17 protein-coding genes and 1 pseudogene are annotated in these 21,033 nt (G+C 70.3%); 9 read left to right on the top strand and 9 right to left on the bottom strand.

Translation table 11 applies throughout. The features are described from left to right. Window positions 1-94: 94 nt before the first annotated feature. Window positions 95-316 carry a CbtB domain-containing protein gene (locus FEF34_RS03285; protein WP_138051772.1) on the top strand — a complete coding sequence of 74 codons (222 nt, stop codon included), beginning with the start codon at window positions 95-97 and terminating at the stop codon, window positions 314-316. Between the two features lie 22 nt (window positions 317-338). After that, window positions 339-1,112 carry a CbtA family protein gene (locus tag FEF34_RS03280; RefSeq protein WP_138051771.1) on the top strand — a complete coding sequence of 258 codons (774 nt, stop codon included), beginning with the start codon at window positions 339-341 and terminating at the stop codon, window positions 1,110-1,112. 169 nt (window positions 1,113-1,281) lie between these two features. Here FEF34_RS03280 and FEF34_RS42515 read toward each other — a convergent pair. Beyond that, window positions 1,282-1,407: pseudogene (locus FEF34_RS42515) on the bottom strand (two-component sensor histidine kinase); the annotation flags it as partial. A 191-nt stretch (window positions 1,408-1,598) separates the two neighbouring features. Here FEF34_RS42515 and FEF34_RS41940 point away from each other — a divergent pair. From FEF34_RS41940 to FEF34_RS03255, 4 genes are all read left to right on the top strand, one after another. After that, complete coding sequence (locus FEF34_RS41940) at window positions 1,599-1,961, top strand: SbtR family transcriptional regulator (protein ID WP_199800635.1); 363 nt, start codon at window positions 1,599-1,601, stop codon at window positions 1,959-1,961. A 291-nt stretch (window positions 1,962-2,252) separates the two neighbouring features. Continuing rightward, window positions 2,253-2,669: a hypothetical protein gene (locus tag FEF34_RS03265; RefSeq protein ID WP_138051770.1), complete on the top strand. Its 417-nt coding sequence runs from the start codon at window positions 2,253-2,255 to the stop codon at window positions 2,667-2,669. An 83-nt stretch (window positions 2,670-2,752) separates the two neighbouring features. Next, a complete protein-coding gene (locus tag FEF34_RS03260) occupies window positions 2,753-4,363 on the top strand; it encodes a multicopper oxidase family protein (protein WP_138051769.1) in 1,611 nt (536 codons plus the stop codon). A 442-nt stretch (window positions 4,364-4,805) separates the two neighbouring features. Further along, window positions 4,806-5,960, top strand: a complete 1,155-nt coding sequence (locus FEF34_RS03255; protein ID WP_234042255.1) for an aminotransferase class V-fold PLP-dependent enzyme — start codon at window positions 4,806-4,808, stop codon at window positions 5,958-5,960. Window positions 5,961-6,190: 230 nt separating this feature from the next. Here FEF34_RS03255 and FEF34_RS03250 read toward each other — a convergent pair whose 3' ends face one another. The 5 genes from FEF34_RS03250 to FEF34_RS03230 form a co-directional block, all read right to left on the bottom strand. Further along, window positions 6,191-7,918, bottom strand: coding sequence for an IS1634 family transposase (locus FEF34_RS03250; protein ID WP_138051768.1), 1,728 nt, complete (start codon window positions 7,916-7,918; stop codon window positions 6,191-6,193). Between the two features lie 523 nt (window positions 7,919-8,441). Beyond that, a complete protein-coding gene (locus FEF34_RS03240; protein ID WP_138051767.1) occupies window positions 8,442-9,173 on the bottom strand; it encodes a hypothetical protein in 732 nt (243 codons plus the stop codon). 45 nt (window positions 9,174-9,218) lie between these two features. Continuing rightward, entirely contained in the window at window positions 9,219-9,389 is a 171-nt protein-coding gene (locus FEF34_RS42510) for a hypothetical protein (RefSeq protein ID WP_407698250.1), read from the bottom strand. Further along, window positions 9,377-9,556: a DUF1015 domain-containing protein gene (locus FEF34_RS42505; RefSeq protein WP_234042254.1), complete on the bottom strand. Its 180-nt coding sequence runs from the start codon at window positions 9,554-9,556 to the stop codon at window positions 9,377-9,379. Before FEF34_RS42505 ends, FEF34_RS42510 begins: the two co-directional genes overlap by 13 nt. Before the next feature lie 1,377 nt (window positions 9,557-10,933). After that, complete coding sequence (locus tag FEF34_RS03230; RefSeq protein WP_138051765.1) at window positions 10,934-11,155, bottom strand: hypothetical protein; 222 nt, start codon at window positions 11,153-11,155, stop codon at window positions 10,934-10,936. Window positions 11,156-11,566: 411 nt separating this feature from the next. On the opposite strand from FEF34_RS03230, the gene putP reads away from it, so the two are divergent. After that, on the top strand, window positions 11,567-15,148 hold the full coding sequence (gene putP / locus FEF34_RS03225) for a sodium/proline symporter PutP (RefSeq protein WP_138051764.1): 3,582 nt from the start codon (window positions 11,567-11,569) through the stop codon (window positions 15,146-15,148). Between the two features lie 88 nt (window positions 15,149-15,236). On the opposite strand, the gene FEF34_RS03220 is transcribed toward putP, so the two are convergent. Then, complete coding sequence (locus tag FEF34_RS03220) at window positions 15,237-15,725, bottom strand: Lrp/AsnC family transcriptional regulator (RefSeq protein WP_138051763.1); 489 nt, start codon at window positions 15,723-15,725, stop codon at window positions 15,237-15,239. Between the two features lie 258 nt (window positions 15,726-15,983). Between FEF34_RS03220 and FEF34_RS03215 the strand changes: the two genes are divergently transcribed. Next, window positions 15,984-16,859: a DMT family transporter gene (locus FEF34_RS03215; protein ID WP_138051762.1), complete on the top strand. Its 876-nt coding sequence runs from the start codon at window positions 15,984-15,986 to the stop codon at window positions 16,857-16,859. Continuing rightward, window positions 16,852-18,078: an amino acid aminotransferase gene (locus FEF34_RS03210; RefSeq protein WP_138051761.1), complete on the top strand. Its 1,227-nt coding sequence runs from the start codon at window positions 16,852-16,854 to the stop codon at window positions 18,076-18,078. Before FEF34_RS03215 ends, FEF34_RS03210 begins: the two co-directional genes overlap by 8 nt. 25 nt (window positions 18,079-18,103) lie before the next feature. Here the strand turns inward: FEF34_RS03210 and FEF34_RS03205 are convergent, their stop codons facing one another. After that, window positions 18,104-19,276 carry a PP2C family protein-serine/threonine phosphatase gene (locus FEF34_RS03205; protein ID WP_138051760.1) on the bottom strand — a complete coding sequence of 391 codons (1,173 nt, stop codon included), beginning with the start codon at window positions 19,274-19,276 and terminating at the stop codon, window positions 18,104-18,106. A gap of 675 nt (window positions 19,277-19,951) precedes the next feature. Further along, window positions 19,952-20,425, bottom strand: a complete 474-nt coding sequence (locus FEF34_RS03200) for a carboxymuconolactone decarboxylase family protein (RefSeq protein ID WP_138051759.1) — start codon at window positions 20,423-20,425, stop codon at window positions 19,952-19,954. Window positions 20,426-21,033: the final 608 nt, after the last annotated feature.

The raw sequence follows: 21,033 nt of genomic DNA, 5'->3' as shown, positions 1-21,033 counted from the left end.
TCCCCCTGCGGGAGGGCTGCCCGGTGAGTCAGACCCGCTGCCGTCGTCATGTGCTCCACACAATGCGGGACGCGTGTTCCCGAGGAGGTACGCCGTGGCTCAGCCCGCCATCACCCCTGCCCCCCTTGCCCCGCCCCCCGTGGCGAAACTGCCGGCGCGGGCCGTCCTGCCCTGGGCCGCCTTCTTCGGCCTGCTGATGCTCGTGCTGCTCTACTTCGTGGGCGCGGAGCAGGGCGCCCTCTCCGTGTTCTCCGGCGAGAACGTCCACGAGTGGGTGCACGACGGCCGACACCTGCTGGGCTTCCCCTGCCACTGACAAGGGACGGACGCAACTACAGATGAACTCCGCCACCGTTCGCGCCCTGTTGGTACGTGGCATGATCGCGGGAGTCCTGGCCGGACTGGCCGCCTTCGGCTTCGCCTTCCTGGTGGGCGAACCGAGCGTTGACGCCGCCATCGCCTTCGAGTCCGCGCACTCCCAGGAACACGGCGAAGAGGAACTGGTCAGCCGCGCCTTGCAGTCGACCGCGGGACTGGCCACGGCCGCCCTCGTCTACGGCATCGCTCTCGGCGGTATCACCGCCCTGGCGTTCTGCTTCGCAATGGGTCGCATCGGCCGCTTCGGCGCCAGGGCCACCGCGGCCCTGATCGCCCTGGGCGGCTTCGTCACCGTCGCTCTGGTGCCCTTCCTGAAGTACCCTGCCAGCCCGCCCGCCGTCGGCGACCCGGCGACCCTCGACCAGCGCACCGCGCTGTTCCTCCTGATGATCGCCCTCAGCGTGCTGCTGGCGGTCGGCGCGCTGCTGCTCGGCCGTGGCCTCGCACCGCGCTGGGGCTCCTGGAACGCCGCGGTGGCGGCAGGCGCCGCGTTCGTAACGGTCCTTGCGGTCGCCATGGCGTTCCTCCCGGCCGGGGATGCGCTCCCCGAGCACTTCCCGGCCGCGGTGCTTTGGGAGTTCCGGCTCGCCTCGCTGGGTGTCCAGGCACTGCTCTGGGCAGCCCTGGGGCTGATCCTCGGCCCGCTCGCGGCACGGGTCCTGGAACCCCGGGGCGCGCAGCGGCCGACGTCGGAGGACCCGACGGCGCCGCCCGCATCGGCTCCGGCACACTGACGCTGCGGGGAACGCTTGTGTGGGACCCGCCCGGGGCGCGCCCGGCGGGTCCCACACGCATGCGTAGCGCGCACGCCGAACGTCCCGGAGTCCGGACAGCGAAGTGCCGGGGATCTGACTACGACGTTCTCTACAGCACCACACCGATGCCGATCGACACATCCTCACTTCACCGGTCATGGCGTTCCACTGGAAGCTCGCATCGAACTTCGCACCCACCGGTGGACGTCGGGCCGGTGGTGACGGTGCCGCCGAGGAGTTCGGCGCGCTGGCGGAGGCCGACCAAGCCATAGTGCCCCGGGAGGCCGGCGGGGAGCCGGCGTGACCGCCACCGGAAGCGGGCATCCGGTTTCACTGCCGACGGCATGATCGGCTACGCCCCATGAGTCCGGTGCCCTGGCGCGCGCAGCACGAAGGAGGCCCGCCGCGACGCGTCGGGCCTCGGTCGTGTTGGCTCCAGCTCAGTCCATGCTGCGGTGTCCGTCGGTGCCGTGGTGTCCGTCCTGGGGCGAGCCGCCCATCACGGCGCAGCCGCTCCGCGCTTCCCGGCGTCAGCGAGCCGCCGAGTCAGATGCTTGGCCCTCCCTGGCCGCCGGTTGTTGCCGTACCCGCTGCTCGTTCCTGCACCGAGGGGAGCGAGTCGCCCACGCGCAGCAGCAACTCACCGACCTCTTCCGGGACCTGCTGATCGACGTTGCCGCCGCAGGACAACTGCGGGACGACGTCACGCCCGCCGAACTCGCGACCTACTGCCTCCACGCCCTCACCGCGGCCGGCAGCCTGCCGTCCGAAGCCGCGGTCCGGCGACTCGTAGCGGTCACTCTGACCGGGCTGCGCCCCGCGCACTGAGCGGAACAGTGCCCATGCGGATCCTGCTCGTGGAAGACGCTCCGCGGATCACCGGCGCAGTGCAGCGCGGGCTGGCCGGCGAGTGCACCGAGCCGACGTGAAGTCGACGGTGTCGACGGGTGGCACCCGAGCTACCGTCCCCCGAGCGCGGGCCGTCCCGTGGCTGGCGGGCAACCCGTAGCGACGGAAGCTGCACCGGCCAAGCCCAGAGTACGCCGCACTGAGCAAGAGGAGGCGGATACCCCCACGCGGTATAGTGCGACTGTCAGTCCTGGGCTTCAGAGGGATGCGATGAGCGGACAGCGGGGAACCACCGCCTGGTGCGGCAGGGTACTGCTGTTCGCCGCGCTGTTGCTCGGCATCGTCACGATGCACACCCTCGACCACCCCGTCGAGCACAGCTCTGCGCACATGCCCGGCAGCAGAGTCATGACCGCCGCATCCATGCCCGCAGACACCATGGAGCCGACGGCGACCCATACGCCTCGAGCCGACGTCCCGGCACCTCTCGGTGGGATGGACCCGATGCCCGTCTGCTTGGCCGTACTCACCGTGTGGACCATCGCGCTGCTGGCCGGAGCGTCCTCGTGTCGACCGGCAGACCTGACGGCCTCCGCTCTCGCACGACTGTGGCACGCGCTGTGGCCGATCCCGCCGCCGGACGGCCGCAGGACCCTGCTCGCACAGCTGTCGGTACTGCGCATATAGGACGGCGCCCGGCCGCTCCGGCATGGAACGGCATACGAGCCAACTCCTTCACGCATCGACACCGATACGAGGTGCACCCACTCATGCGCACGCCCAACCGACGCGCCGTACTCGGCGCGGGACTCGCCATCGCCGGCACCGGACTACTGAACGCCTGCTCCGGCTCCATGAGCGGTATGGACCACTCCGGCCATGACGCCGGTTCATCGGCCGCCCCAGAAGGCTATGTGACCCCTGACGGCCAGGAGGTCGCCGACGGTGAAGCCAAGCGCAAGCCCGGTCCTCAGCGGAAGGTGAAGCTCACCGCCGTCGAGACCCCGCTTGACCTCGGCGGCCGTACCGTCAGGTCCTGGGCGTATGGAGACCGGCTGCCGGGCCAGGAAGTCCGTGTCACCGCGGGTGACACGCTCGCCCTCACACTCGCCAACCACCTGCCGCAGACCACGTCCATCCACTGGCACGGCCTGGCGATGCGCAACGACATGGACGGCGTACCCGGCCTCACCCAGCGCGGTATCAAGCCGGGCGCGTCCTTCGACTACCGCTTCGCGGTCACCCACCCCGGCACCTACTGGTTCCACCCGCATTCCGGCGTCCAGCAGGACCGCGGCCTGTACGCCCCGCTCATCGTCGAGGACCCCAAGGAGCCGCTGCAATACGACAAGGAGTGGGTCGTCGTTCTCGACGACTGGGTCGACGGGGTCGACGGCACCACTCCGGATACCGTCCTCGCCGAGCTCAGCAAGGGCATGGGCGGGATGGACATGGATGACTCGGGCGGCATGGACCACGGCAGCGGACACGACATGGGCACCATGTCGACGACCACTGAAAAGGCGCCCTCCCCCAAGCCATCAGGCCCGCCCCGGATGATGATGGGCGCCACCAGCACTCTCCTCGGTGGTGACGCGGGCGACGTCGCCTACCCCTACTACCTGGTCAACGGACGCACGTCGCACGACCCGCAGACGTTCCAGGCCAAGCCCGGCGACCGCATCCGGCTACGCATCATCAACGCGGGGGGTGACACCGCCTTCCGCATCGCCCTCGGCGGCCACGCCATGACCATCACCCACACCGACGGCTTCCCCGTCGAGCACGCCACCACCGACGCGCTGCTGCTCGGCATGGGCGAACGCTACGACGTCCTGGTCACCGCGAAGGACGGCGTCTTCCCGCTCACCGCACTCGCCGAGGGCAAGCTACAGAACGGGATGGCGATCCTGCGCACTGGCGCAGGCGCGGCGCCCACACCGTCCGTACGCCCCAAGGAACTCAGCGGGAAAGTACTCCGAGCGGGCCAGTTGAAGGCGGCCGACGTGGTCCGTCTGAAGGCCGGCAAGCCCGACCGTACGCTCGAGTTGAAGCTCACCGGAGGTATGGCCAAGTACGACTGGGCCATCAACGGCAAGAAGTACGACCCGGCACAGAGGCACCCGGTCCGCTCGGGCGAGCGCGTGCGGCTGTCATTCGTCAACGACACCGAGATGTGGCACCCCATGCACCTGCACGGCCACACGTTCGCGCTTGCGGACGGCGGCCCGCGCAAAGACACCGCGATCGTGCTGCCGGGCAAGACACTGGACGTCGACTTCGACGCCGACAACCCGGGCCTGTGGATGATCCACTGCCACAACGTGTACCACGCCGAATCCGGGATGATGACCGTCCTCGGGTACCGCAAACAGGCGTGACCGAGGCAGAGGATCGCCGTCATGTGGGGGCCCGCGCGCCTGTGCGGGCCCTCTCCCGAACGGCAGGAGACAGCCGTACAGGAAGGCCGCCCGTAGCTCGCGGCGCCGTGTGCGTCTCGTCGGCGCGGATCTCGTCGATGGAGTCCTGCCCTGCCGTACGCCTGTGTCTGTCTCGACAGCGCTTCATGGGCGGGGGCCGTTCGGGTGATGGTGCTGTCGGCACCCGCGGCCACCTCGCGTAGCCTCGTTACCAGAAATGCACCGACCATTCCGCCACCGCTCCGCCGGTAGCGGTGGAAAGGGGTGCTGGATGTCGATGACGAGTCGGCGTGATCTGCTGGCGAGATCTGCGGGAGCGGTGGCGGTCACCCTCGTGCCCAGCTCCTGCGCGGCAAGGGTGAGCACACCGCGGGAGCGGCCGGTCACTACGCCCGATGGGCGCGTGGACTGGGACGCCTTGCGGGCGCAGTTTCGTCTGGAGCCGGGATGGGTGAACCTTGCGTTGTTCTACCTGGCCTCGCATCCGAGGGTGGTGCGGGATGCGGTGGATCATCTGAGCGCACAGGTCGACGCCAATCCGCTGTCGGTGCCCTCGGGCTTGGCGCTGCCCGACGGTCCGACCGGATGGCCCCGGGTACGGCAGGCGCTCGCGGCCTATCTGGGAGGCCGGGCCGAGGACATCGCGATGACGGCGAGCACGAGTATCGGGCTGGGTGTCGTCTACAACGGCGTCGCGACCCGTCCGGGACAGGAGTTCCTGTTGACGGAGTATGACCACATCTCCCATCGCACCGCCGCCCGGCTCGCCGCCGAAAAGCACGGCAACACGGTGCGGCTGGTCTCCTGGTTCGCGGATCCGGCCACCGCGACGGTGGATGGCATCGCGGCGGCGGTCGGCGAGGCGATCCGCCCGAACACCAGAGTCGTGGGGATCACCTGGGTGCAGTCCAGCACGGGGCTTCGGATGCCGGTGCGTGCGGTGGCCGAGGTGGTGCGCCGGGCCAATGAAGGACGCAGTCCTGCCGACCGGTGCCTGCTGGTCGTCGACGGCGTGCACGGGCTGGCGGCGGTCGACGAGGATGCCGCCGGCCTGGGCGCGGACGTAGTGATCGCCGGAACTCACAAATGGCTGTTCGGTCCGAGAGGAACGGGGCTGGTCTGGGTGGCACCGGATGTCCTCGAGCAACTGCGGCCCACGTTCGTGAGCTTCATCAAGGGCGGGGGAGCAGCGCCTCTGTCGCCCGGCGGGTTTCTGGCGTTCGAGCATGCCTTCGCCCTTCCGGTGGCCGTGGCACTGCATGAGCAGCTGGGCCGAGCACGCGTCGCCGCTCGCATCACACAGCTGTCGACCCAGGCGAAACAAGGACTGAGCCGTATCCGCGGGGTCACCGTGCACACTCCTGCCGCCCCGGAACTGTCAGCGGGCATCAACTGTTTCAGTGTGGCAGGCCACACCCATCAGCAGGTCGTCGACCACGCCGCCGCCGACCGCGTGCGGCTGTCCACGTCGGCCTACACCCGCATCGGCACCGCCGTCATCAACACTCCAGCAGAGATCGACACCGCACTCAGCAGCCTGGCTGATCTCACCCGCTGAAAGCCGTTCTGGGCTTCCCCCGGGCGTCGCTGGGGCGTTCGCTCGTCCGACAGAGGACTTCCGGCATCGCGAACCAGTGAACAGCCAAGCAAGTCAACAATACGCTGGCCCGGTATGCCTGCGTTCCGCGTAATTCAGCGTCCTAGAGTCACGAATCTGGGGTCTGACCTGCGCGGACATGGGTGAGGGCGCCTGAGAGGCGTTTCTCTAGGCGCTGGTGTTCGTGCTGGTCAGCGGGGTGCGGGTTCGAGCGCGATGATCTGCTTCGGTGCGGGGATGTTGAGCTTGGCCAGCAGGTCCCTCTGGGGCTTGGTGAGGGCGGTGACCTGGCGGAACAGGCCGGTAGGGCCGGTGAACGTACCGAGGTGGAGCCGGTCGAGCTCGCGGCGGACGGTCGTCCAGGTCGCGTCGGCGCTGGTCTCGATGATGCGGATCAACAGGAGGGCGAGCCAGCAGAGGACGACGTGTGCGCGTATGCGTTCCTCGAGCCGGTGATAGACGGGCCGCAGGTCGATGATCTGCTTCATGTCCCGCCAGCCCCGCTCGACTTCGAGGAGCTGCTTGTATCCGAGTGCGATGTCCTCGGCGGACAGGTCCGGGTCGGAGCATCGCAGCAGGTACTTGCCGTCGAGGTTCTCCTCGGTCTTGATCTTCGCGGTGTCGATGCGGAGCTTGCCGGACGGGGTGGTGCGGAGGTAGCGGTTGAGGCCGGGCTTGTCGGCGATCTTGCCGCGGAGTTCGCCACGCTTGAAGTCGCTGAGCTTGTCGGTGTCTTCGATCAGGGTCGTGAGCTGGGAGACGAGTTGTTCGCGTATGTGCTGGTCACGGGTGGCGGCTTCGGGGTTGTGGCAGATCACGAACCGTTCGGTGTCGGAGATCCGCACCTCCTTGACCCGCATGTTCTGGGCGATCTCGCCGTAGCGGCCCTGGCGGGACAGGGCGGCCTTCACCTCCGGGCTGCCTGAGCGGAGTTTCTCGCCGACGATGTAGGCGTTGTCGCCCTGGCGGAGGTAGCGGCGGTTGCGTTCGCTGGAGAATCCCCGGTCGGTGACCCACACGATCTTGCTGAGGGTCCAGTCCCGCATGTCGTCCTTGACCTGCCGGATCAGCTTGCTGTCACCGGTGTTGCCGGGCCAGGACCAGACGCGGACCGGGATCCCGTCCCTCGTGACGGCCATCCCGATCACGATCTGCGGCAGGTCGTCGCGGGAGTCCTTCGACTTGCCGAAGGCACGGAACCCGGCCTGATCCGCGCTCTCGCCGTCCTCTTCAGCGGGTGGGCGGTCGTCCGTCAGGAGGCGGCCCTTGTCGTCGCGGGCGACGGGTCCGTCGGCCTCCTCCAGTTCGAAGTAGGTGCTGGTGGTGTCGAAGAACAGCAGGTCGACCTCGAGGTTGAGGAGGTTCGCGACCTCGTCGAACACCCGCTTCTCCAGGTCGTCGGTCACCTCGTGGAGCCAGTCCATCGCCCGGTAGCAGGCGTCGTCGTCGATGGCCGGCAGGCCCTCGACATGCACGTCGTGCGTGACCCAGTCCGCGGCGGCCAGCTTGGACGACGGAGCCAGGGCCCGGTTCGCGACCAGGGAGAACAGCACCCGCTCGGTCATCGACATGTCCCGGCGCCGGCCCCGTTTGGGCTGCCCGACCTGCCCGACGATCCTGTCGATCCTCAGCCGACGCCAGAGATGATCGAGGACATAGGTGCCGCCGAACGGGACCGACGAGACGAACTCCAGGTCACCCGCCGCCGTCGACGCCAGTGCCTCACCCGGCTCCAGCAGCCTCGATAGAGACGCGACCAGGCGCCTCACTGCGTCCCGGTCGAGGTCGTCCTCACGGCCGAACGTGAACAGCACCTTCGGGACCGCCCGGCCCTTTACCGGATCCCACTCGTTGTGGGCCAGGTGCAGGTACCGGACCGTGCCGGACTTGTTCTCCCGCTTCGTCGTCTTCACATACACGACTCCAGACCCTACGGAGCAACTCGAGGTCAGCGCAGGCGAATCCGCAGAATCGCGTCTCTAGGCGAATCTGCCCGCGTCACCAGCCTCCAGCCCGCTGACCTGCACCTTCAGCCCGGTAGGGACTCCAGAACCCCCGAATTACGCGGAACGCAGGGTATGGGCCCCGCTCCAAAACGGGAGACCTTCCGACCCCGTCATGCCAACGGAAGGGCTCCCGGCGAGTGGTTGCGATGAGGAGTCCGGCGTCGGCCAAGTACCGGCGCCGGACAGTCACTACAGGAGTCAGCCGACCGCAGGCCCGCAGCCGACGAGCAGCGGCAGGACCGGTGCAGCAACGGCGGCGATGCTCCCGAGCCAGGTCATGCGGCGCGGCCTGGCCCAAGGGTTGAGGATCCGACCCAGCCGGACCAGCGCACCTGGCCCGCTCGCACCGAAGGCGGCCTGCGGCGCCCGGCCTGCGGCGACCTCACACATCGCAGAGGCCAGGTCTTCCCGGGAGTGGGACTCAGGGCCGTCAGGGTCAGTGAGCGTGGCCGCCGCCGTCGTCGTTTGCGGGCTCGTCGGCAGCATCGCCGTTTGTGGGACCGGCTTCGGGTTGCGCTGTGCCGGTCGTGGGGGCGGGCTCGTGCGGCAGTTCCTCTTCCCTTTCCTCTGCGCCGCCATGACTGTGCCCCCCTCCTTCCGCCTGCTCGCTCATGCCGGCGGCCACGTAGCGCAGTCCGGCGAAGCTGATCAGGGCGGTCAGCAGGACTGCCAGGCCCACGGGGCTGAAGATACGTCGCCAGGAGGTTTCGGCGTCCTTCACCACGTAGGCGAGGAAGGAGACGGTTATCCCCAGGGGTACGAGCACGGCGCCGCGGGCCGGGAAGTCCTCGAAGTGCTGAAGGCCGCCGCTGAGCATGCCGATGCCGAACGAGAGCAGCAGTGAGGCGCCGATGACCAGCAGCATCCTCGGCAGACCGGGCTTGTCGCGGGCGAGGAAGAACTCGTTGAGCACGGTGGCGGCGAGGAAGACGAGGACGCCGTAGGCGGCGATCCGGGTGTAGCGGGCCGGGTCGAGCGGGTGGTGCACGACTGCTCCGCTGATGAGTCCGGCGCCGACGAAGTAGCCGACGTAGCCGACATAGCGAGCCGCCAGGGAGGTTTTCCGGGCGCGAGCTCGTCGCATGGCGGCGCGGCCGGGTCTGGGGTTGTTGTGGTCTGGCTGCTCGACGGGGGCAGCGGGGCGGTCGGCGAGTTGGGACAGGGACAAGGAACACTGCTCCTTACAAGGACGGGGTGTTGATGGTGGTTTCGCCTACGGTGCGTCGATGACGCGCAGGGCGAGCCCGGCGGCTGGTCCGGGGCCGAAGGACGTTGATTTGCGGGGCAGTAGCACTCCGGCAGCGGCCAGGTCCCACACGGAGTCCTCGGTGACCGTGGGCAGTAGAACCGCAGTGCCGTTGCCCGGTGCGGTCACGGTGGCCACGGCCTGATCCGCGTCGCGCGCAGGGAGCGTGCACGGACGGGTCCGATGTCGTCGTACGGCGGGCAGACCACGTGGGACAGGTCGCCGACCTGGACCGGGTCGTAGCGCATGGCTTGAAAGGGCCGCAGCTGCAGGCCGGTTGAGTGCGGCAGAGCATGAGTTGGCATCGATTGCTCCTGGAAGTGTGCGCGGGCGGGCGGAGGGGGGAACGAGGGCGAACCCGCCCACCCCTCCGGCGCGAACCGTCGGTCAGGCCGTCACGCGCTCGGGCTGGGCCTTGCGCATGGGTGGCGGCGCGAGGCGGCCGGTGCGGTGCAGCCCAGTTGAGTACGTCCGGCGCACAAACAGAACCGGGACGTGGGGGCGGCTCATGGGACAGCTCCCCCTCGACGGCCCCTACCGCGCTTGCGAGATGGCCGGACGACACCGGTGCGCGCTCGTGCGCGTGGCTGTCGCCGTCATGCGCGGCAGAGCAGGCGCATGCCCACAGGAGCAACCCTCCCAGAGCGAGGGCCATCAGACGGAGCAGCCACGAGGCATGGGCAGCACGGCGGCTGCGGTGAAGATGAGGCACAGGGTGGAACGGCATGGTTCCTCCGGGCGGCCACCTCTCCCTACGTCGCGGGGAGAGGCGGGAAACAGGGATCAGCAGGGTTCCGGGAAGGCACCAGGGATCCGTCTCAGCGCGCGAAGGCGCGGAGCACGGGCTTCTGAGTGCTGGGAACTGGCCGCATCAGGCCAAGCCGCCGAGCAGGGCGGGCGGCTGTCGGTTCTCGGGTGGCGGCGACCAGTCGGGGACGCCGGAATCTAGACCTGCTGAACTACCGAATCTCTCGAACCCGTCGATGGAGGAACGGCTGCCTCCGGCCGGGACGGGCGGGCGGACCCCGTCGCTTGCGTGGGCATCGCCCAGTTCAGTGAGGTCAGACAAGGAGCAGCCAGATCCACGCCTTGCTGCGGCTGGCTGGACAAGCACTCCTGAGCGGGATGAGACGAGCCGTCACCCTCGTGGGGGTCGTGGGCGGTCGCAACCTCGATAGGCGCGTCCGTGGCATCGTCACTGTCGTCGGTCCCGCTGGTGTGACCTTCGTGAAGGTCGGTGAAGGCGTGCACCGGCCCGACTGCACCGGGTGTCAGATGGCTCTCGGCGCTCTCCGCGCTCGCCCCGTGCGTGAACACGATGCTGAGCAGCAGCGCGGCCAGCCACAGCAGGCGCAGCGGTCCCGCTGAAGAGCGGGCCCGCGGCGTGCTGGAGGCAGACCAGGCCGTAACCATGCCGTGATGTTAACCGCCACGCGTCCGCGCGACACAACCTCCCCTTGAACACCGACTTGACGCGCCGCACACCACGCCCCCACGAAACAGTGGGCACAACGCCCTTCGATCCGCCTACTGGAGGGAGAGACCGCAGGTCACCCCGCCCACTCACCTCCGCGTGGGTTCACCGCGACATCGCTCCGCGACCGATCGTGACCTTCCTCATAGCCTCACCGGTCTGCATGGCCGAGGGCCGCCAGGGTGGTCCGTTCCGGTGCATCATTGCGTCACTGCCGGCAGTCGTGCCGCTGCACATCACTGTTACGCTCCGAGTCCGAGCGAGCGCATCGCGTGGCCCCGGTGTTACCGGCACCGCTCAGCCGTTGGTCGTCCTCGCCGCGCGGGGGCGGCATCGTCGGGTCGAGGAACAGATCCCCCAACGCCCACACGGCAGTGTCGAGCAGGTCCGGCGAGTCCTCCGTCCCGCCTTGGACGACGAACGTGGTCATATGCTGCTCCGGCTCAGCGAACCGCCGAGCCGGGGCGACACGTGACATCCGAGCCTGCTCGTACAGTTGCGCTGCCGGGGCCGCCCGTGCCCGCTTCCCGCGCGTCGCGTGAACGATGCGCCAATCTCGGCCGCCGTCCGGGACTTGCCCCAGCCACGGCCGGTGAACAGCATCCACGCCGTCCACAGTCATCGCGGCCGGCGCCGCGCCACACGGGCATGGTGATGCAGCCACCCCGCGCGGGGAAGCCCGGCGGGACCGGCCGGGGCCCGACGCGGCGGCACCCGTGAGGAGGACTCCGATCGGCCCTCGCCGGCTCGGAATCGGTAGATTTGTTTGCCAGGGCGAAAGGTGCCGCAGACCGGCCGATGTGTTGCGCCCGTGCTCGTCAGCCTCGCAGGCGAGGAAGACATGTCCGATGTGAACCCGCCGATCACGGCCACGTTCATCGTCTACGTGGTCGCTGTGATCGCAGTAGGTGTCTGGGCGTACACCCGCACCCGCACCTTCGCCGACTTCGCCCTGGGCGGCCGCAGGCTCAGCGCGCCGGTCGCCGCGCTGTCCGCGGGCGCCAGCGACATGTCCGGCTGGCTGTTCCTGGCGCTTCCCGGAGCCGTCTACGCGGCCGGGATCGGGGCCGGCTGGATCGCTGTCGGCCTGGCGATCGGCACCTACCTCAACTGGCTGTTCGTCGCGCCGAGGCTGCGCACCTACACCGAGCGCGCCGGTAACGCCGTGAGCCTGTCGGCCTACCTGGAGGAGAGGTTCGAGGACCGCACCCGGATGCTCCGGATGGTCTCGGCGGCGGTCACCGTCGTGTTCTTCACCGTCTACGTCGCGAGTGGACTGGTGGCCGGCGGGCTGCTGTTCGAGAAGGTCTTCGGCGTCGACTTCGAGCTCGGCGTGTCGCTGACGGCCCTGGTGATCGTGGTGTACTCGTGCCTCGGCGGCTTCCTCGCCGTGAGCACGACGCACGTGATGCAGGGAACCCTGATGTTCCTCGCCCTGCTGGTGCTCCCCGTGATCGGTATCGGGGCGCTCGGGGGCTTCGGGGCGCTGGAGAACGCCCTCGGCGAGAAGACGCCGACCCTGCTGGAAGTGGGGGCCGAGGCCGACTATGCCGACGGCCGGTGGACGGCCGGGGGGCCGCTCGGCGCCGTCGCCATCATCTCGCTGCTCGCCTGGGGCCTCGGCTACTTCGGCCAGCCGCACATCCTGGCCCGCTTCATGGGCATCCGCAGCGCCCTCGCCGTCCCGGCGGCCCGGCGCATCGGCACGGGCTGGGTGCTCGTCGTGCTCGGCGGTGCCGTGCTCGTCGGCCTCGTGGGCATCGGGCAGCTCGACACGCCACTGGACAATCCGGAGACCGTCTACATCGCCCTGACCCAGACCCTGCTCAACCCCTGGATCGCCGGGGTGATGCTGGTCGCCGTACTGGCCGCGATCATGTCGACCGCGGACAGCCAGCTCCTCGTGTCGTCAGTCGCTCTCACGGAGGACTTCTACCGGGCCCTGCTCAGCCGGCGGGCCTCGGACAAGGTGCTGGTGTGGGTCGGTCGCGGCGCCGTGGTGGTGGTGATCCTGGTCGCCTGCCTGATCGCCCTCAAGGGTGGCGGAGTGCTGAACATCGTCGCCTATGCCTGGGCCGGCTTCGGAGCGGCCTTCGGGCCGGTCGTCCTCCTCTCGCTGTACTGGCCGCGGATGACATGGGCGGGGGCCATGGCGGGAATCGTGTCGGGCGCGGCCACGGTGCTCCTCTGGAAGGAGATCAGTCCGCTGCTCGGGCCGCTCGATTCGGGCATCTACGAGATGGTGCCGGGCGTGCTGGTCGCCACGGCCGCCGCGCTGTTCTTCGGCAGGTTCGTCGGCCGGCCGCCGGAGCGTGCCTTCTGGCGGATGCCGGGGGGCGGGGTGAGCCAGCTGAGGCTCGAGCCGTTTCTCGCGCACGCACCGGTCGGCGTGGCGGTCCTCGACACGGATCTGCGGTACGTCTGGGTGAACGACGTGCTGGGGCGGCTGATCCCCCTCGAACGGCGGCTCGGGCGGCAGGTCAAGGAAGTGCTGCCCGAGCTGGAGGCGGAGGCGTTCGAGGAGAGGATGCGGACGGTCCTCCGGACCGGGGCTCCGGTGATGGACTACGAGTTCCGCGGGCCCAGCTACGCCGATCCCCACCAGGAGCGTGCGTACTCGGCCTCGTTCTTCGGGATGAAGGACCGCCACGGTCGCCACGTGGGCGTCTGGTACATGATCATCAACGTCACCGAGCGCTGGCGGGCCCAGGAGCGACTGGCCCTGCTGAGCGACGCCGGCGCCCGGATCGGCAGCACGCTGGATGTCACCCGAACGGCACAGGAACTGGCCGACGACGCCGTGCCGTCCCTCGCCGACTTCGTCGCAGTCGACCTGCTGGACTCCGTCATGAGGGGTGAGGAACCCGCCCCGGGGCCCGTCGACTCCAGCCCCGTCATCCGCCGTGCGGCGCAGAAGTCGGTGCGTGAGGGCGCTCCGGAGGCGAGACTGGCCGTGGGGGAGACGGTCCAGCGCACCCCCTCGTCCCCTGTCGCCCGGTGCCTGCTGGAAAGCCGGACCCTGGTGGAGCCGATCCTGGACGCCTCCACCAGCGCGTGGGTGGCCATGGACCCGACGCTGGGCGCCGTCATCCGCGAGTACAAGTTCCGCTCGATCATGGTGGTGCCGGTACGGGCCCGCGGCATCACCCTGGGCGCGGCGACGTTCGTCCGCTCCCGGCGCCTGGGCCCCTTCGAGGAGGGCGACGCACGTCTCGCCGAGGAGCTGGTCTCCCGTGCTGCGGTGTGTGTCGACAACGCGCGCCGCTACACCCGCGAGCGCACCGCGGCCCGCTCGATGCAGCGCTATCTGCTTCCGCAGGAGCTGACGGGAGGATCCGCTCTGGAGGTGGCCTCCTGGTACTTCCCGGCACACGCGCCCAGTGGCGTGGGGGGTGACTGGTTCGACGTGATTCCGCTGTCCGGGGCCCGGGTCGCACTGGTCGTCGGGGACGTGGTCGGCCACGGGATCAATGCCGCGGCCACCATGGGGCGGCTGCGGACGGCGGTGCGCACGCTCGCCAACCTGGACCTTCCCCCCGACGAGTTGCTGGCCCATCTGGACGACCTGGTCATCGGCCTCATGGAGGCGCCCGGCAGTGACGAGTCGGCGACGTCCGAGAGCGACAGCGTGGGGGCCGCGCTGATGGGGGCCACCTGCCTGTACGCCGTGTACGACCCGGTCAGCAGGCAGTGCGCGCTCGCCCGGGCCGGTCACCTCCCGCCCGTGGTCGTCGCCCCCGACGGCACCGCCGACTTCCTGGACCTGCCCGCGGGACCGCCGCTCGGTCTGGGATCGCTGCCCTTCGAATCCGTCGAACTCGAGCTGGCCGAGGGCAGCCTGATCGGGCTCTACACCGACGGCCTCATCGAGGCCCCCGACCGGGACGTCGACGTCGGTCTCTCCCTGCTGGGCAGCGCTCTCGCGGTCCCCGGTCCGACGCTTGAGGAGACCGGCGAGAACGCGGTCGACGCCCTGCTCACCGGTCCGCCGTCCGACGACGCCGCGCTGCTCCTCGCCCGGACCCGCACCCTGGGTTCCGACCAGGTTGCCACCTGGGACCTGCCCTCCGACCCCGCCGCCGTCGCGCATGCCCGCGGTCTCGCCGGACGGCAGTTGTCCGATTGGGGAATGGACGATCTCGTGTTCACCATCGAGCTGATCGTCAGTGAGCTGGTCACCAACGCCATCCGCCACGGGACCGGACCGATCGGTCTTCGTCTGATCCGGGACCGCGGCCTGATCTGCGAGGTTTCCGACGCCAGCAGCACCTCGCCGCGACTGCGCCACGCCAGGACCACCGACGAGGGAGGGCGGGGGCTGCTGATCGTCGCTCAGCTCGCCCGACGGTGGGGCACGCGCTACACGAAGACAGGCAAGATCATCTGGGCGGAACAGGCGATTCCCGGCGGAGGGACGAGGTGAGCCCCGCGGGAGCCGCGCGTGCTGCCGCACGGACCGCACCCGGGGCTCGCCTCGTCCCTCCTCGGCCCGCGGATCCCCGTGCGGCAGGTCAACGAGGACCTGCCGCCGGGCGGGACGGTGCGCCGGGGCGGGGGTACACCCTGGACTGCTTGACGCTCCCGAACGCGAAGCTGGACTCGATCGACGCGATTCCGGGGATGGCGTGGATCTGCGTGCGCACCAGGACCTCGTACGCCTCAAGGCTTTCGATGACGACTCTGAGCAGGTAGTCGCTGCTGCCCGCCATCAGGTAGCAGTCCTGGATGTGCTCGATGAGCCCGACGTGCCGCTCGAACACGTTGACCGCCTCGGCGGTGTGGCGTTCCAGACTGACCCGTACGAAGACGGTGATCGGGAGGCCGAAGGCGACCTGGTCCACCATGGCGGTGTAGCCGCTGATCAGACCCGACTCCTCGAGGCGGCGGACCCGGCGCAGGCAGGGCGAGGGCGACAGCCGCACCCGGTCCGCGAGGTCCTGGTTGGACAGGCGACCGTCCGCCTGCAGCTCGTGAAGGATCTTGAGATCGACGGCGTCCATGGGCCTCCTTGGCAGATTCTGCCTCAAAGCTATGCCTGGAGGGCACAAGTGGCAATCGTCTGCCCTGGTGTGTGATCTAACGTTGCCGTCGTTGTCGCGGGTGGCGTGGTGCTGCCCGTCAGGTCAGTTCCATGGGTGGGAGGATCCTTGGTGGTCGCGACGAACACGGCCGCGGAGCCGGCGCCCTCGCAGGCCGGGAGCACCGCACCCACGTCAGCCGCCGCGCGGCGCGGAGGACTCTCTCCACAGGCGGTGGGCATGCTGGCACTGCTGCTGACCGTGGCGATCTGGGCCGCGTTCGCGCTGAGCGCCCGCGCCCTCAGCGCCTCCACCCTGCTGCCCGCCGACGCGGCCGTGCTGAGGTTCGGTGTGCCCCTCGTCGTCCTCGCGCCCGCTCTGTGGCGGCGCCGGCGCCGGCTGGCCGCTGTGCGACCGGGTCCCGCCGCCAAGATCATCTGCGGTGCGGGGGTGCCGTTCTTCCTCGCGGCGATGTACGGAGGATCGCTGACGTCGGCGGCCTTCGTCGGTGCGATCGTCCCGGGGATGGTCCCGTTGTTCGTCTCCGCCCTCCTTGTCGCGAGCGGGCGCGGTGCTCCGCGGGGAACGCAGACGGCCGGGCTGGTGCTGATCGTCGCCGGAGTCATCGCGCTGGTCCTCCGCCACACCGTGGTTCTGGACACGGATGTCCTACTGGGTTCTGGCACCCTGCTCGTCGCCAGCGGCCTGTGGGCCCTGTACACGGTGGGGCTGCGCGAAGTGGACCTCGATCCGGTCGGATCCATAGGGCTGCTGTGCCTTCCGTCGTTCGCCGTCATCTCGGCCCTGGTCCTGACCGGCGTCCTGCCCACCAACCTCGCCCGGGCGACCGGCGGCGACCTCGTGCTGTTCCTCGTCGTTCAGGGGCTGGGCGTCGGCCTGTGCGCCGGCCTGCTGTACGCGTTCGCGATCCGGCGGCTGGGACCGCAGCGCAGCTCGGTCGTCGGCAGCCTCAGCCCGGTCGCCGTCGTCCTGTTCGCCATCCCCCTGCTGGACGAGGCGCCGACCCTGCCCGTCGTGGTCGGCGTGCCCCTCATCACCGTCGGCGTCGTTCTCGCCAATCGACGCCCCCGAGCCAAGGTTTCCGCAGATGCTTGAACTTCTCGCTTCCCCGCCCGCCGACCCGCTGTGGGATCTGGCTGCCGAGTTCGAGGCCGACACGCGCCCGGAGCGCCTGAACCTCGTCCTCGGTGTGTATCGGGACCACACGGGATCGACGCCCGTCATGTCGGCGGTCAGAGAGGCCGAGATGCGCCTGGCGGAACGTTCCGCCTCCAAGGAGTACCGCGGGCTCTCGGGCAACACCGCCTTCAACCGCGCCATGATGTCCACGGTTCTGGGCGCCGAAGCCCTGACAGCACGGGCCACGGCCGTCCAGACGGTGGCGGGTACCGGGGCACTGCGCCTGCTGGCCGACCTGGTGCGCCAGACCAGGCCGGGTGCGACGGTGTGGATCAGCGAGCCCGCCTACGTCAACCACCGGCCCATCCTCCAGGCAGCCGGGCTGAAGGTCCGGACCTACGGCCGGATCGACCGCGAAGGACTCCCCGACACGACGGGCATGCTGGACGACCTGCGTGGCGCGGGACGCAACGACGTGGTCCTCCTCCAGGGCTGCTGCCACAATCCCACTGGTGTCGACCCCTCCCTCGAGACCTGGGAGGCGATGGCCGGGCTCGCCGCGACGAACGGCTGGGTACCCTTCATCGACCTCGCCTACCACGGACTCGGCGACGGCCTCGAGGCCGACCTGCGGCCCACCCGGATGCTGGCGGACCGCCTTCCGGAGATGCTGATCGCCGTCAGCTGCTCCAAGAACTTCGGCCTCTACAGCGACCGCACCGGTTGCGCGATCGTCCTCGGCTCGTCGGGCCCGGCGCTGCGGCACGTGGAAACGGCCCTGCAGAACGCCGCACGGACCCTGTACTCGATGCCCCCGGAGCACGGAGCCGCCGTCGTCACCACCATCCTCCAGGACACGGAGCTGCGGGCCGCTTGGCGGGCCGAACTCGACGCCATGCGCGACCGGATCACCGCCAACAGGTCGGACCTGGTCGCCCACCTCGACGCGCTGGGCTGCGGCACCCTGGCGAACTCGCTCGCGCGGCAGAAGGGCATGTTCTCGATGCTGCCGCTCGTGCCGGACGACATGCGCCGACTGCGCAGGCGGTTCGCCGTCTACGGCACGGCCTCGGGGCGCATCAACATCGCCGGGGTCCCGGCGCACCGGATCCCCTACCTGGCGCAGGGCATCGCGGCGGTGTACGCAACCGCCGACGCGTCAGGCGCGGCGCCGGCCGCCCCGCCGGCGCGTTGACGGAGCGGGTCGCCCGCCGTGCCCGTCACGGCGGCGGACCAGGGTCGGGGCGTCGAGACCCTGCTCGATCACCGGTCGTGGTGGCGGCACCCGGGGCCGCGAGCGCCAGCAGCGCCACGTCGTCGTCCATCGCACCCGTGCGCCGCTGCAGGTCTCCCCACACCGCGTCGACCACGGCGCGCGGTGAGGCAACCGAGCCCTCCGCGAGCAGGGCGGCGAGCCGGTCGTCCAGCGGGTAGAAGGTGCCGGAGGAGTCCCGCGCCTCCGTGACACCGTCGGTGTACGCGAGAATCACGTCGCCGGGCTGGAGCGGCACCGTCGTGGGGGTGGCCGCCGGCAGCCCCGGCAGCCCGGTGCCGAGCGGCGGGCCCGGATCGCAGCGCATTTCCAGCACCGTGCGGCCACGCAGCAGCAGGGCCGGGGGATGCCCCTGACTGAGGATGCGCACGTGTGAACCGTCTGCCGGGAACTCCATCAGGAGCGCGGTGGCGAACAGTTCGCTGCCGTCCCCGGCCACGGCATCGAGTGTCAGCCGCCGTTCCAGCCGCGCCGCCACCCCCTGCAGGTCCGGCTGGTCGAGGACGGCTTCGCGGAAGGCTCCGAGCAGGGCCGCGACGGTGCCGACGGCGGCGAGCCCATGACCCTGGACGTCGGCGACCAGGGCCCGTACTCCGTAGGGCCCCGGCCGTACGTCGTAGAGGTCCCCGCCGACCAGGGCACCCCGCTGTGCGGCCCGGTAGAGGGCGGCGCAGCGCAGCTCGCCCACACGGTCGGCAACCGGGGTGAGGACTGCGAGCTGGGCGGCCTCGGCGACCGAACCGGCCACTTTCAGGCGGCCGCGGAAGTGCTGCCGCACACCGGCGATCACCACACTCAGCGCGGCGATCACGGCGACGGCCCCGAATTCGTCGGCGACCAGGCTGCCGGCCCCGACGCGGGGCAGCAGCATGATGCCGAGCACGGCGGCGCCGGTGATCGCGGTACCCGGTGCTCCGTACGCAAGGGCCGCGAGCGGCGCGACGGCCGCGTAGTAAGCGCCCAGTTCCACCTCGTTGGGCGTGACTCCCTGGGCCAGGACCAGTGCGGCCAGCAGGGCGACAGGCAGCGAACGCAGCCACAGCGGTGGCGTGGCGGTCCACAGCGTGTCGGCACCCGCGTCGTCGGCACCGCCGGTTCGGGTCCGTGCTGTGGTGCCCATGCGAGCACCGTAACCGACCCGGCGCCCGGTGCCGGGCAGCCGGCGCCTCTCGCCCGGTGGCGAGCCGTGGTGCGCGGGTAAGGGCGTGAACGCCGACACGGGCTCACAGCCGCGGGCAGAGAGCGCCTGCGGCCCGCCCCGTCGCTCCGCGCGGGCACGCGGCGGCTCAGCGGGATCGGCTGCCGGGGCTGAACGCGACCTCGCTCGTGCCCGGTCGCGCGCCTTTCCCGGTTGCGGATGCGCCTCGTCAGCCCCTGCGCGCCGCCTCGGTCGGCCCCGGAGAAGTGACGCGAGCTGTGTGCGTTCCTCGGCGAGGAGGTCTGCGTGAATGGGCGACCGGACGCGATGTGCCACGGGGTGCGTGCGGCGCACTCGGCCGTCACCCGGGGCAGCGTCCCGGAACCGGTGCGAGGCGAGGTGGGGAAGGCCGAGGCCGTTGCGCCGAGCTGCAGCCGGTATCGACGGGCCGCCGGCGGAGGGAGCGGTCGAGCACCGTGGTCCGGCGGCCGTGACCCGGCCGCTCAGAACTGACGAGGCGTCATGTTCGCTGATGGTCCGCTGAGTTCCTGCGGCGAGTTGGGACGGACCGGCCGGTGCCGGGGTCCCACTTCTCCGCCGGAAGGTTTCGGCGACGCGGAGACGGCCGTTCGCTTCCGGCGGTGCCGGCGTCCTCGGTCAGCCGAACTGGCCGGGTTGGCAGCCGTCCGCAGGCTGCCGGTTGATCACGTTGATGCGGTTGTAGGCGTTGATGACGGCGATGAGCGACATCAGGGCGGCGAGCTGGTCCTCGTCGTAGTGCTGGGACGCGTCGGCCCAGGCATCGTCGGTGACACCACCGGCCGATTCGGCGATCCGGGTACCCTGCTCCGCCAGCTGCAGGGCCGCGCGCTCCGCGTCCGTGAAGGCCGTGGCCTCCCGCCAGGTGGCGACCGGGTCGGGGCGCAGCGGGGTCCCACCGGCGACGGAGGCGTCCTTGGTGTGCATGTCGGTGCAGGAGCCGCAGCCGTTGATCTGGCCGGCGCGGATCTTCACCAGTCCCTGGGTGACGACCGGAAGTCCCGGGTCCGAGGCGGCCTTGCCGGCCGAGTTGAGGTGCCGAAGCACCTTGCCCGCAGGGGCGTTGCCGAAGAAGTCGAGACGCGCTTCCATGTCGTTCTCCCGGGGCCGAGTGGCAGATACACACTGCTGACCGGACAGCTCGGCGAGACGTGACAGCCGGACGGGAGTGACCTGTGTCTCGCTGCTCGGCCGGCCGGCCGAGGAGCCGGAGCCGGACGGGTGCGCGCGTACTCACGGCCGGCGGGGTCCGCCCGGGGATCCCGGGCGGACCGACCAGAACCGGACCGACCAGAACCGGACCGACCAGAACCGGACCGACCAGAACCGGACCGACGGGAATCGGACCGACCAGAACCGCACCGGTCAGAATCGGAGAAGCATCCGGCGGCGGGCCGCGGCTAGCGTGACGGCCATGGACATCGCCCTTCACGCGAGCTGCCTCCCGCGGGACGACGCGGAGGCGGCCGCAGCGGCCGCCCGGGAGCCGGCCGAGCAGCCGTACGGTGTGCGCGACCGCGCCGTCCGCGATCCCGCGGGAGGTCCCGTCCGTGTCCAGGGGCCGCGGAGAGCGATCGCGCTGCCGCGGCACGACCCCCGCGGACGCTGTCCCCGTACACTCCGCACGGCCCCTGACCCCGAACCGTCCCACCCCTGAACGGCCGGCGCGGCCGTCCTCGTACCGGTCGCCGGGACCGGCC

This window comes from Streptomyces marianii, from assembly GCF_005795905.1.
Taxonomy (GTDB): Bacteria; Actinomycetota; Actinomycetes; order Streptomycetales; family Streptomycetaceae; genus Streptomyces; species Streptomyces marianii.
Note: the sequence above shows the minus strand (reverse complement) of the source record. Positions and strands in the feature narration are given on the sequence as shown.

What these genes read in the sequence shown, in the direction of transcription:
- FEF34_RS03280 (WP_138051771.1), top strand. Translation starts at nt 339, where the DNA reads ATGAACTCCGCCACCGTTCGCGCCCTGTTGGTACGTGGCATGATCGCG.
- FEF34_RS03265 (WP_138051770.1), top strand. Translation starts at nt 2,253, where the DNA reads ATGAGCGGACAGCGGGGAACCACCGCCTGGTGCGGCAGGGTACTGCTG.
- FEF34_RS03260 (WP_138051769.1), top strand. Translation starts at nt 2,753, where the DNA reads ATGCGCACGCCCAACCGACGCGCCGTACTCGGCGCGGGACTCGCCATC.
- FEF34_RS42505 (WP_234042254.1), bottom strand. Translation starts at nt 9,556, where the DNA reads ATGCCAACTCATGCTCTGCCGCACTCAACCGGCCTGCAGCTGCGGCCC.
- FEF34_RS03230 (WP_138051765.1), bottom strand. Translation starts at nt 11,155, where the DNA reads ATGACCACGTTCGTCGTCCAAGGCGGGACGGAGGACTCGCCGGACCTG.
- putP (WP_138051764.1), top strand. Translation starts at nt 11,567, where the DNA reads ATGTCCGATGTGAACCCGCCGATCACGGCCACGTTCATCGTCTACGTG.
- FEF34_RS03220 (WP_138051763.1), bottom strand. Translation starts at nt 15,725, where the DNA reads ATGGACGCCGTCGATCTCAAGATCCTTCACGAGCTGCAGGCGGACGGT.
- FEF34_RS03215 (WP_138051762.1), top strand. Translation starts at nt 15,984, where the DNA reads ATGCTGGCACTGCTGCTGACCGTGGCGATCTGGGCCGCGTTCGCGCTG.
- FEF34_RS03210 (WP_138051761.1), top strand. Translation starts at nt 16,852, where the DNA reads ATGCTTGAACTTCTCGCTTCCCCGCCCGCCGACCCGCTGTGGGATCTG.
- FEF34_RS03205 (WP_138051760.1), bottom strand. Translation starts at nt 19,276, where the DNA reads ATGGGCACCACAGCACGGACCCGAACCGGCGGTGCCGACGACGCGGGT.
- FEF34_RS03200 (WP_138051759.1), bottom strand. Translation starts at nt 20,425, where the DNA reads ATGGAAGCGCGTCTCGACTTCTTCGGCAACGCCCCTGCGGGCAAGGTG.